Source organism: Microbacterium keratanolyticum, assembly GCF_016907255.1.
GTDB classification, from domain to species: domain Bacteria; phylum Actinomycetota; class Actinomycetes; order Actinomycetales; family Microbacteriaceae; genus Microbacterium; species Microbacterium keratanolyticum.
This window is the reverse complement of record NZ_JAFBBQ010000001.1, coordinates 1,161,949-1,173,345: the sequence shown is the minus strand read 5'-3', so window position 1 is coordinate 1,173,345 and position 11,397 is coordinate 1,161,949. Positions and strand designations below refer to the sequence as shown.

Sequence of the window (11,397 nt, the reverse complement as noted above, 5' to 3'; positions counted from 1 at the left end):
GTAACCTCACTAGAGTCGATACCGACTAAGGATAGGCTTGCCTTACTCTGCGTGAGCCTTGCGAATCACCCGTCATTTCGCCCCCGCCGAGCCAGGACGGCTCACACATCAGAGGAGAAGACTGTGTCTCACACCCGAACGGCGCCGCGCAGACCGCGCTCGCGCCTGCTGGCGGCGCTGCTCGCCGCAGTGCTGACGATCTCGGGGGCCGCCTTCGGCGCCGCGCCCGCGTACGCCGCCGGCGGCGCAGTGCTGACCGTCACCGAAGCGCCCCGCGACGGTGGTCCCGTCACCATCCAGGGTGCAGGGTTCAACCCCGACCCCTCCGCGAACGGCGTCTACGTCGGCATCCGTCAGGCCGGAGCCTCGGCCGACACGATCCTCGCCTGGGTTGCCGTGGGCAACGCGGTCGGCACCATGCCGGGCCTCGGAGCCACGGCGCCGATGAACCCGGATGGCTCGTTCTCCGTGGAGCTCCCGGCCCCGGCCTTCGCCGACGGCGTCGAGTACGTCGTGCACACCCGCCAGGCGCACGGAGGCCGTGACGAGACGCAGAAGACCAGCATCCCGCTCGTCTACGCCGCTGCAGAGCCTGAGCCTGCGACGCAGACCTCGACGACCGTCACCGTCTCTCCGGCAGGCACATCGTCTGAAGGGCAGGCGATCTCGATCGTCGCTGCCGTGAGCCCCGCCGCCGCGGGAACCTTCCGCTTCCTCGATGGCGAGATCCCGCTCGCATTCGGCGTCGACGCGGTCGACGGCGCAGCCACTCTCAGCTTCGAGAACGCCACGATCGGCAGCCACTCCTTCCGTGCCGAGTTCACCCCGACCGACGCCGCGGCGTTCACCGGATCTGTGTCGAACACCGTCGCGCACACCGTCACCGAGGCGACCGGGCCCGTGCGCCCGACGCCGACCGTGACGGTCAGCAAGTCGATCAACATCGATCCCGCCGGTGAGACCGTCACCGTGACGGGTTCCGGCTTCCTGCCGAACGCGCCCGACACCTCGGGCACCCGCCCGCCGCTGGCCGGAAAGTTCACCGGCGCCTACGTCGTCTTCGGTTCCTTCGCAGAGAACTGGAAGCCCTCCGCAGGTGCGCCCAGCAGTGCGCGCAAGGTCATCGAGCAGAAGTGGGGCGTGCACGAGGCCGACCTCGCCACGATCGGCGGCGCCGCGCGCGGCGGCATCGTGATCGCCGAGGATGGCACCTTCTCGACGACGCTCACGGTGAGCGAGGCCGAGGCGCTCGAGAACGGTCGCTGGGGCATCTACACCTACGGCGGTGGCGGCGCGAAGTACGCGCCGTTCGAGACGTTCACCCCCGTGGTGTTCAAGACCCCGTCGCCCATCCCGGCGCCGACCCTCACGGTCACGCCGAACGCCGACCTCGACCCGAGCGTCGAGAACGTGCTCACCGTCACCGGATCCGGATACATCGGCGACGGCGCGGTCAACGGCGCCTACGTGCTGTTCGGTGAGAAGTCCGTGTGGGACGGCAGCGGCCCGCTCGTCTCGGCCGGCTGGATCGCCCAGGGCTGGGTTCCTGCCTCGCAGATCGTCGACGGCGCGTTCACCACGACCGTCACGATCCCCGCAGGAACGCTGAGCTCCGAGGGTGAGTACAACGTTGCCACCTCGGCAGCGCACGCGCTGTCGATCACGAACCGCACGCTCGACGCGTTCGCGCCCGTCACGGTCGCCGCCGCCGTCACCCCTGAGAAGCCGACGCTCGCTCTCAGCGCGCCGACGGTCGTTCAGGGTGGTGAGTTCACGATCACCGGTGCCGGGTTCCCGGCTCTCGGCAACGTGGCGCTCGTGCTGCACTCCGACCCCGTCGAGCTCGGTGCGACTGTCGCCTCGGCCGGGGGAGCCTTCCGCTTCACCGGCACGATCCCGGCGACGGTTCCGGCCGGCGAGCACACGATCGTCGCGACCTCCGGGGCGGTCACGGCGAGCTTCCCCGTGACGATCACGGCCGCACCGGCTCCCGAGAAGCCCGCGGCACCCGTGTGCCTCGCGCGTGCCGTCGACGGCGCGAGCTTCGAATGGGGCGTGAAGGCCAGCTTCGTGAGCTACGTCCAGGGCGGCATCGCCAAGGGCGCGGTGTCGGGCGGCTGGGGCAGCGGATCCGGTGCCTACAGCACGGAGACCGGAAACGGACGCGTCTCCTTCGGTGGCAGCATGCACTTCACCGGCCACTCCGGTGCGCTGGACCTGACGCTGTCGAACCCGCGCGTGCGTGTCACGGGCTCGTCGGCGCAGCTCATCCTCGACGTGTCGTCGAAGGGCTTCAACGGCTCTCCGGACGTGAACGCATCGGGCGTGAACTTCGCCACGCTCTCGCTCTCGGATGCCTCGACCTCGGGATCCTCAATCTCGTGGACGAACGCTCCGGCGACGCTCACGAGTGCCGGCGCGGAGGCCTTCGCAGGCTTCTACGCCGCCGGTGACGCGCTCGACCCGGTGTCGATCCGCTTCCCGCTCGGAGCCGAGGTCCCCTGCGACTCCAGCACGGACGGCCTGGCCACGACCGGTGCAGAGCCGGACTTCGCAGGCCTGGGCATCGGCGCGCTGCTGCTCGTCGCGGGACTGGCGCTGACGGTCATCCGTCGTCGTCGCCTGATCGAGAGCTGACGCAGCGACGCACTCGCTGATCACGGGCGGGGCGGTCGATTCTTCGGGGTCGGCCGCACCGCCTTAGACGTCTGTCGACGCGCCCGGTCGCGGTAGGATCAAGGAGTGTCGTCTCACACCTATGCCGAAGCCGGAGTCGATACGGCTGCCGGCGACCTGGCCGTCGAACTCATGAAGTCTGCCGTGCGCGCGACGCACGGCCCCGAGGTCTTCGGAGGGGTCGGCGGATTCGCCGGACTCTTCGACGCCAGCGCGCTGCTGGGCTATACGAAGCCCCTGCTCGCATCGAGCACCGACGGCGTCGGCACGAAGGTCGCGATCGCCCAGGCGATCGACAAGCACGACACGATCGGCCACGACCTCGTCGGCATGGTCGTCGACGACATCGTCGTGGTGGGCGCGAAGCCGCTCTTCATGACCGACTACATCGCCTGCGGCAAGGTCTTCCCCGAGCGCATCGCCGACATCGTCCGCGGCATCGCTGAGGCGTGCACGCTCACGGGCACGGCGCTCGTCGGCGGCGAGACGGCCGAGCACCCGGGGCTTCTGGGCATCAACGACTACGACGTCGCGGGCGCCGCGACCGGTGTCGTCGAGGCCGAGCGGATGCTGGGCGCCGACCGCGTGCAGGACGGCGATGTGGTTCTCGCGCTGGCTTCCAGCGGTCTGCACTCCAACGGCTACTCGCTCGTTCGCCACATCATCGCGAATGCCGGCATCAACTACGCCGACCAGGCCGCCGACCTCGGCACCACCTGGGGCGAAGCCCTGCTGACGCCCACGCGCCTGTACACGACGCCGCTGCTCGGTATCGCGGATGACTTCGGCGATGGCCTGCACGCGCTCAGCCACGTCACCGGTGGGGGCATCGCTGCCAACCTCGCGCGTGTGCTCCCGGTCGGCAGCTGGGCTGAGGTCGACCGCTCCACGTGGTCGCCGGCACCCGTCTTCCGTGTGCTCTCGGAGATCTCGGGCAACTCGCTCGAGTCCAGCGAAGGCACTTGGAACCTCGGCATCGGCTTCCTCGCCGTGGTCGCCGCCGACGTGGCATCCGACATCGCCGCCGCCCTCACGGCCGGCGGAATCGACACCTGGCAGGTCGCGACGGTGCACACCACCGCAGAGCGCCCCGCGGGCGAGTTCGAACAGGGCGCCAAGGGCGTCGACGGCGGGGCTGTGCGTCTCGTCGGTGCATACCGAGAAGGCGGAGCGAAGTAACCCCCTATGTGCGGCATCGTCGGAATGGTCGGCACCGGTCCGGTCAACCAGGACATCTACGACGCTCTTCTTCTGCTGCAGCACCGCGGGCAGGATGCCACGGGCATCGCCACGGCTGAGCCGAGCGGCGTCATGCATCAGGCCAAGGCGAGCGGCATGGTGCGCGAGGCGTTCCGCACCCGTGACATGCGCGCGCTGCTCGGCACGGTCGGCCTCGGCCACGTGCGCTACGCCACCAAGGGCACCGCATCCAGCGAAGAGGAGATGCAGCCGTTCTACGTGAACGCGCCGTACGGCATCATCCTCGTGCACAACGGCAACCTCACCAACACGCGTGAGCTGACTGCCGACATGGAGCAGCGCGACCGCCGTCACCTCAACTCCTCCAGCGACACCGAGCTGCTGCTCAACGTGCTCGCGGGCGAGCTGCAGTCGACGACCTCGACGGTCGATCTCGATCCGGAGCGCATCTTCGAGGCCGTGTCTCACACGATCACCCGCATCGAGGGCGCCTACGCCGTCATCGCCGTGATCGCCGGCTACGGCCTCCTCGCCTTCCGCGATCCGCACGGCATCCGTCCGCTCATGCTCGGTCGCCGCACGGCCACCGACCCCGAGTCGGGCGCGATGCGCGACGAGTGGGTCGTGGCGAGTGAATCCCTCGTGCTCGAGAACGCCGACTATGAGATCGTCCGCGATGTCGAGCCGGGTGAGGCAGTCTTCATCACGAACGACGGTGTGCTGCACTCCCAGCTGTGCGCGGATGCCGTCACCCTGGCGCCGTGCTCGTTCGAGTACGTGTACCTGGCGCGTCCCGACTCCGTCATGAACGGTGTCTCGGTGTATGAGTCGCGCCTGCGCATGGGCGACCGCCTGGCCGACACGATCGCGAAGCACGTGCCGCGCGACAAGATCGACGTGGTCATGCCTATTCCCGACTCGTCCCGTCCGGCGGCGATGGAGGTCGCACGCAAGCTCGGCATCGAGTACCGCGAGGGCTTCTACAAGAACCGCTACGTGGGCCGCACCTTCATCATGCCGGGGCAGGCGGTGCGCAAGAAGACGGTCCGTCAGAAGCTCAACGCGATGTCGACGGAGTTCCAGGGCAAGAACGTGCTGCTGATCGACGACTCGATCGTGCGCGGCACGACGAGCAAGGAGATCATCCAGATGGCCCGCGACGCGGGCGCACTCTCGGTGACCTTCGCCTCGGCGGCTCCGCCCGTGCGCTTCCAGCACGTGTACGGCATCAACATGCCCTCGCGTCACGAGCTCATCGCCCACGGCCGCACGATCCCGCAGATGGCGGAGGAACTCGGCTGCGACTACCTGGTGTTCCAGGAGGTCGAAGACCTGAAGGCCGCGATCATCGAGGGCTCCGCACTGGAAGAGCTCGACATGAGCTGCTTCACCGGCACGTACGTCACGGGCACCGTGACGGAGGAGTACCTGGCCTGGGTCGAGGACACCCAGACATCGTGAACGTGTCCCGCCCGCTCTGGCAGGGGCGGGTGCTCGCGCTGCTCGGCATCGTCCTCTTCGCGTTCTCGTTGCGTTCCGGCGTCGCCTCGCTGTCGCCGCTGTACGAGGCGATCGGCGATGAGTTCGTGCTGCCCCCGATCATCATCGGCCTGATCGGCTCGGCTCCGCCGGTGTGTTTCGCGATCTTCGGCTTGCTCACCCCGTCACTCGAGCGCCGGTTCGGCTTGGAGCGCCTGGCGGTCGCCGTGTTGGTGCTGTCGGCGATCGGTCTGGGGCTGCGCGCTTTCTCGTTCAGCGCGCCCATGCTGTTGATGAGCACGGTTCTGATGTTCATTGCGGTGGGCGTCGGAAACGTGCTGCTGCCGCCGCTGGTGAAGAAGTACTTCGCTGATCGTCTCGGCCTCATGATGACGCTGTACTCGACGATGATGGCGATCTCGACGTTCCTGCCGCCACTGGTCGCGGTGCCGGTGGCGGATGCGGCGGGATGGCGCGTGTCGCTCGGTCTCTGGCTCGTGTTCGTCGTCGCCGCTTTGGTGCCCTGGCTGCTGCTGGCGCTGCGTCCTTCGCAGGTCGCGGATGCCGCGGTCGTGAAGACCTCCGCCGAGAGTCTCGACAGCACAGACCCGAGTGTGCTCGCCACCGGTCCCATCGCGGTGACCTCGGCACGCCCCAACCTGCTCGCACGTCTCTGGCGGATCCCCCTCGCCTGGGCGACGGGTCTCGTGCTCGCGACCTCGTCCTTCATCGCGTACACGTCGTTCGCGTGGCTTCCCGCGATCCTCATCGACATCGCGGGGGTGACGCCCGCGCAGGCGGGCGCGCTGCTCTCGCTGTTCGGGGCGATCGGCCTGCCCTGCGCGCTGCTCGTGCCGATTCTGGTCGTGCGATGGCAGGCCACCCGTCCGCTGTTCTTCATCGGCGCGATCGGCGGGGTGCTGGGCGTGCTCGGCCTGCTGTTCGCGCCGACGGCCGCGCTGCCCCTGTGGGTGGTGCTGCTCGGGATGACGGGCATCATGTTCCCCCTGGGCCTGGTGCTCATGAGCGTGCGGGCGCGCACGCATGAGACCGCGGTCGCGCTGAGCGGCTTCGCGCAGAGCGTGGCGTACAGCGTCGCGGCGATCTTCCCCCCGCTCGTCGGCGTGATCCATGGGCTGACCGACGGGTGGCAGGTGCCTCTGATCCTGCTCGGGGTCATGCTCGTGCTGATCCTTCCGGCCGGATGGATCGCCGGTCGCCGTCGCACCGTCGAAGACGAGTGGGAAGCGCGCCACGGGGCCTGGTGACCGAGGCTCGGTCTGCGACCGAGCACGGCGATACCGGTTCACAGGAAATTCGAGATATATCGTGAGATGCTCGCTGCATGACGGATGCGGCGAACGAACTCTCCCGTGAGATCAGCGCGGACATCGCTCGGGGCGAGAATCCGGACCGGCCGATCCGGCGGATGCTGCGACGGGCGCGTGCGTGGGTCGCGCAGCATCCGCGCTTCGAGCTCGGCTACCGCATCACCGTCGGAATCCTCGGCGGTCTTGTCGCGGTGATCGGCCTGTTGCTCGTTCCGCTCCCCGGTCCGGGCTGGCTCGTCGTCTTCCTGGGGTTGGCGATCCTCGGCACCGAGTTCCACTGGGCGCGACGGATGGCCGATTGGCTCAAGCGCTTGCTGGGGCGTTTCTGGGCGTGGTGGAATGCGCGCCGCGCTGAGGCGAAGGCGCGCAAGGCCGCGCAGCAGAGCTGATCTCGGTCGTCACGCGTAGCGAGTCACATCCGCGCGCAGCAGCCGGGTGGCGGATCGGGTCGATCGGCGAAAGCAGCGAAACGGCCCCGTGGATGCTGCCTGCGGGCTGTTTTGCATTCTTGGTCGCGCGCGAGAGGGGCGGCCGGGGTGAGTACGCGCGCCGCACCTCATCCTGTCGGCGCCAACGACGAAGCCCCGGGCGTCGGGGTCACCGACGGCCGGGGCGAGAAAGCGCTGTTCAGGCTTTCTCGAGTTCGTCTTCGTCTTCGTCCGCGTACTGGTCGGCCCACTTGTCGACGTAGGCGTCTTCCTCGGTGGTGCTACCGAGTTCGCGCTCCAGCGCCGAGTAGTTCACCGACGGAGAGTACGCCTTGAGTTCGCGGGCGATCTTTGTGTGTTTCGCCTTCTGACGGCCACGGCCCATGCGCGAGACCCCCTCACGAGTACGGCCCGCAGACCTATGCGGCTCGGGCATTCACGACACCGGCTCCAGGCCGGTAAGAGTAGCATTCAGGATAGCACGCACGTACGTGAGGGAGCCCTGGTTCCCTCTGAGCGAAGGGAAGATGACCGTGACCGATCCGACTTCCACCCCCGCCGAGGGCGAGCTGCAGAACGAGCAGCTGCGGGGCGCCGTGATTGTTGCCGTGCAGCCGCATCAGCCCGCACGTGTGCTTGCCGAAGGCGTGCGCTACGCACAGCTGTTCTCGGCTCCGCTCGTCGTCGTCCATGTCGATGTGACGCGCTTCGTCACCTACGAAGATCCGGACGGCTACGTGCATTCCGCGCCGATCGACCTCAACCTCGAAGCGGGCGTCGCCGAGTTCGAAGAGGTGCAGCGGGTGAGTGCCGACGCTCTCCAGGGCAGTGGCCTGACCTGGACAGCCCGTCAGCTCGTTGGTGATCCGGCGATCGCCATCAAGCACCTCGCGAACAAGGTGGATGCCGAACTCATCGTGGTCGGGACACGCCAGCGAGGTATCGGCGAGTCCATCCGCGAGTTCTTCACCGGATCCGTGGCTGCGCGGCTTTCACACCGCCAGCACCGCCCCATTCTGATCGTTCCGCTCGACGAGCCCGTCGCTGACGACAAGGACATCTTCGCGGAGTAGCCTCCGCAGCCAGAAGCCCGCTCCCGGATGCATCCGGGAGCGGGCTTCTGGCGTGCGGTGTTGCTGCTACTTGCTCAGTGCCGCTGTGATCGCGTGGGCGGCGGAGTCGAGCGACGCTTCCAGGTCGGTGATCGTCGACGTCTGCACGGCGCCGCCGCGGGCGACGTGCGTGCGCAGGTCGGCGCGCACCTGCGCGCGGAAGGCGTTGATTGACGCATCCGCCCGGGCGAGCAGCTCGCGACTCAGCGCGCGCTCCTCATCGATCGGCGACGACGACGCGCGCTTCTTGGCTGTGGAGCGGTCGTCCTTCGCGGCGGATGCGAGATCGGCGCGCAGGCTGCGCATGGCCTCTTTCACGCTCTGTCGCACTTCGTTCGCGATCAGGCGCACCGAGTCGGTGAGCTCGGACTCGATTCCGGCGAGGTCGCCTTGGCGGGATGCGAGTTCTGCCCGGCCGGCATCGGTGATGGCGTAGATCGAGGTGCGGCCTTCGACGGTCTTGGTGACCAGGCCCTCCTCTTCCAGCTTCGCCAGGCGGGGGTAGATCGTTCCTGCGCTCGGAGTGTAGGTGCCGCCCGTGCGGTCGGTGAGTGCCTGGATGATCCCGTAGCCGTGCTGCGGCGCTTCAGCGAGAAGCGACAGCAGGTACAGGCGCAGGTCGCCGTGCGAGAAGACGGCGGGGGTCATGATTCCCACTCCTCGTCGTCGGCGACGAACACCGGGGCGTGCCGCAGCACGGTGACGTTGCCCGACACCGAGTTGGCGCGCACATCGACGAAGGATCCGGCGAGTTCGCCGAACTGGCCGGTGTAGGTGGTGGGGCCGGAGCCGCCGCGGTCGACGCCGTCGATGAGGAGCTTGCCGCTCAGCGTGCGCGCGACGTAGTTGGCAGGCAGCGCGTGGTCGAGGCGCACGGTGCTGCTGCCCGAGATCGTGTTGAGGTTGATCGAGTTGACGGCGCCCTGTGCGTCGACGACCATGTCGCCGGAGACCGTGTCGATGGTCGCCTTACTCACGGCGCCGGTGATGGCGATGTCGCCGGAGACGCTGTTCGCCGAGACGGTGCCGGTGAGATCGCGAACCTGCACATCGCCGGACACCGAGTTGAGCGAGAGGTCGCCGGTGTGCGTGTCGACGATGACGTCGCCGGAGACGGTGTTGAGGCGCGCGTCGGTCGTGAGTCCGGAGATGAGCGCGCCGGCGCTCACCACGCCGAGGTTGAGCGCGATGCTGCGCGGGACGGCCACACTGATCTCTGCCTTGGGTCCACCGGAGCCGAAGTTGCGGAACACCTCGAGGAAGTTGTCCCAGCCCAGCTGCGGGTGGTCGATCTCGATCTGCGTGCCGTCGGATTCCACGCGCAGGTCTTTCACCGTGACGCCGTGCACCTCGATGCGGATGCTCGGTTCGTCGTGCGCGACGACATCGACCTGACCGCCGACGAGGCCGACTTTCAGCCGGGTCGCCGAGTCGATGTCGATGACGCGTTCTTCGCCGGGAGCGATGAGCCACTTCTCGGTCATGATTTCTCCGTAAAGTCGAGATATATCGTGTTGTGCCAACAATAACACGATATATCTCGACTTTGTCAAGAGGGGTCAGTGAAGACTCAGGGTGCTGCGTCTTGACATTGCCGCAGCGTCAACTTCTACGGTGGGACACATGAACGATTGGTCCATCCAGGAAGTCGCCCGTCTCGCGGGGACGACCAGCCGCGCGCTGCGCCACTACGACGACATCGGCTTGCTCCCGCCGAGTCGCATCGCGCCGAACGGGTACCGCCACTACGACGAGCGCGCCCTCGTGCGCCTGCAGCGCATCCTGCTGCTGCGCGAGCTCGGGCTCGGCCTGCCGCAGATCGCGGAAGTGCTGGAGCGGGAGCGCTCCGAGGCATCCGCTCTGCAGACCCATCTCGCCCTGCTTCGTGAGGAGCAGGGCCGGCTCGCGCGGCAGATCGCCGCCGTCGAGCACACCATCGACGCCCTCACCGGAAAGGAAGAGCTCATGACCGACAGCATGTTCGACGGATTCGATCACACGCAGTACAAGGAGGAGGTGGAGCAGCGCTGGGGCGCGAAGGCCTACGCCGACGGCGATCGCTGGTGGCGAGGTCAGACGCCCGAAGAGCGCGCCGCGTTCCAGGAGCGCGTCGCTCAACTCGGCCGCGACTGGATCGCCGCCGCGGAGTCGGGCGTCCCTGCGGACGCGGATGCTGCGCAGGAGCTCGCCGCGCGGCATGTCGCCTGGCTCCGTTCAGTGCCCGGCACGCCCGCGGCGAACGGCGGTGACATCAGGGGCTACGTGCTCGGGCTCGGTGAGATGTACGTCGCCGATCCGCGCTTCGCGAAGAACTATGAGACATCCGCCGGCGGCACGGCCGGTGCGGAGTTCGTGCGCGACGCGCTGCGCGTCTACGCCGAGCGGTCGCTTTAGGCCGCGAGTAGAGTGGCGAGCGTGAACCCCGCGTCAGTCACTCGCGTGCTCCTCGTGGCCGCAGGTGGCACGCTGGGGACGGCCGCTCGCCTCGCCCTCGGGTTCGTGATTCCGGATGCCGCGGGCCTGCCGCTCTCGATCCTCGTGGCGAACGTCGCGGGATCTTTCCTGCTCGGGGTGCTCGCCGCGCGTCTGCCCGCATCGTCAGGTGTCCGGCTGTTCCTCGGCACCGGGCTGCTGGGAGGCTTCACGACGTACAGCGCCTTCACCGTCGGGATCATCGAGCTCGGCGGTGCCGCGCCCTGGCTCGCGGCTGGGTACGCCGTGGTGAGCGTCGCCATAGGCATCGGTGCGGCGGTGCTCGGCCTCTGGCTGGGGCGGTCGCGGCAGGCTCCCGGGGGTGGTGCCGCGTGAGTCCCCTGCTCTTTCTCTGCGCGGCGCTCGCCGGGGGTGCGGGAGCAGTGGTGCGCTACCTCGTCGATCGAGGAGTCACGCGCCTGGCGGGGCGTCGGTTTCCGTGGGGCGTCTTCGTGATCAACGTCACGGGATCGTTCGCGTTGGGTGTCGTCGTGGGCCTGCTCCCCGAGGTGCTCTTCCTTGTCGGTGCAGGCTTCCTCGGGGGATACACGACCTTTAGCACCGCGATGCTCGACACGGTCGCCCTGTGGCGGGATGGTGCGCGCCGAGCAGCTGCCGGACATGCGATCGGGATGCTGCTCATCGGTGTCCTCGCGGCAGGGCTCGGATTGGCGGTCGCCTCGCAGTTCTGAGCAGAGG

12 protein-coding genes are annotated in these 11,397 nt (G+C 68.2%); 9 read left to right on the top strand and 3 right to left on the bottom strand.

The features are described 5' to 3' along the window. Positions 1-123 precede the first annotated feature (123 nt). From JOD62_RS05570 to JOD62_RS05550, 5 genes are all read left to right on the top strand, one after another. A complete protein-coding gene (locus JOD62_RS05570) occupies positions 124-2,637 on the top strand; it encodes an HtaA domain-containing protein (RefSeq protein WP_204938329.1) in 2,514 nt (837 codons plus the stop codon). A 105-nt stretch (positions 2,638-2,742) separates the two neighbouring features. Continuing rightward, positions 2,743-3,855 carry a phosphoribosylformylglycinamidine cyclo-ligase gene (purM, locus tag JOD62_RS05565; RefSeq protein ID WP_204938328.1) on the top strand — a complete coding sequence of 371 codons (1,113 nt, stop codon included), beginning with the start codon at positions 2,743-2,745 and terminating at the stop codon, positions 3,853-3,855. A gap of 6 nt (positions 3,856-3,861) precedes the next feature. Continuing rightward, positions 3,862-5,337: an amidophosphoribosyltransferase gene (gene purF, locus JOD62_RS05560; RefSeq protein WP_204938327.1), complete on the top strand. Its 1,476-nt coding sequence runs from the start codon at positions 3,862-3,864 to the stop codon at positions 5,335-5,337. Continuing rightward, positions 5,334-6,623 (top strand): MFS transporter, encoded by a 1,290-nt coding sequence (locus JOD62_RS05555; RefSeq protein WP_204938326.1) that lies wholly within the window; start codon positions 5,334-5,336, stop codon positions 6,621-6,623. Before purF ends, JOD62_RS05555 begins: the two co-directional genes overlap by 4 nt. 77 nt (positions 6,624-6,700) lie before the next feature. Next, entirely contained in the window at positions 6,701-7,075 is a 375-nt protein-coding gene (locus tag JOD62_RS05550) for a TIGR02611 family protein (protein ID WP_239526564.1), read from the top strand. 238 nt (positions 7,076-7,313) lie between these two features. Here JOD62_RS05550 and JOD62_RS05545 read toward each other — a convergent pair whose 3' ends face one another. Further along, positions 7,314-7,499: a DUF3073 domain-containing protein gene (locus JOD62_RS05545; protein ID WP_204938325.1), complete on the bottom strand. Its 186-nt coding sequence runs from the start codon at positions 7,497-7,499 to the stop codon at positions 7,314-7,316. Positions 7,500-7,641: 142 nt separating this feature from the next. On the opposite strand from JOD62_RS05545, the gene JOD62_RS05540 reads away from it, so the two are divergent. Continuing rightward, positions 7,642-8,187, top strand: a complete 546-nt coding sequence (locus JOD62_RS05540; protein ID WP_204938324.1) for a universal stress protein — start codon at positions 7,642-7,644, stop codon at positions 8,185-8,187. A 66-nt stretch (positions 8,188-8,253) separates the two neighbouring features. Here JOD62_RS05540 and JOD62_RS05535 read toward each other — a convergent pair whose 3' ends face one another. Further along, positions 8,254-8,874 (bottom strand): PadR family transcriptional regulator, encoded by a 621-nt coding sequence (locus JOD62_RS05535; protein ID WP_204938323.1) that lies wholly within the window; start codon positions 8,872-8,874, stop codon positions 8,254-8,256. Next, entirely contained in the window at positions 8,871-9,710 is an 840-nt protein-coding gene (locus JOD62_RS05530; protein WP_204938322.1) for a DUF4097 family beta strand repeat-containing protein, read from the bottom strand. The genes JOD62_RS05535 and JOD62_RS05530 overlap by 4 nt, the downstream gene beginning before the upstream one ends. A 139-nt stretch (positions 9,711-9,849) precedes the next feature. On the opposite strand from JOD62_RS05530, the gene JOD62_RS05525 reads away from it, so the two are divergent. From JOD62_RS05525 to JOD62_RS05515, 3 genes are read left to right on the top strand one after another with little or no spacing between them, the layout of a single operon-like run. After that, a complete protein-coding gene (locus JOD62_RS05525; RefSeq protein WP_204938321.1) occupies positions 9,850-10,620 on the top strand; it encodes a MerR family transcriptional regulator in 771 nt (256 codons plus the stop codon). Between the two features lie 21 nt (positions 10,621-10,641). Continuing rightward, positions 10,642-11,034, top strand: coding sequence for a fluoride efflux transporter FluC (locus JOD62_RS05520; protein ID WP_204938320.1), 393 nt, complete (start codon positions 10,642-10,644; stop codon positions 11,032-11,034). Then, on the top strand, positions 11,031-11,390 hold the full coding sequence (locus JOD62_RS05515) for a fluoride efflux transporter FluC (RefSeq protein WP_204938319.1): 360 nt from the start codon (positions 11,031-11,033) through the stop codon (positions 11,388-11,390). Before JOD62_RS05520 ends, JOD62_RS05515 begins: the two co-directional genes overlap by 4 nt. Positions 11,391-11,397: the final 7 nt, after the last annotated feature.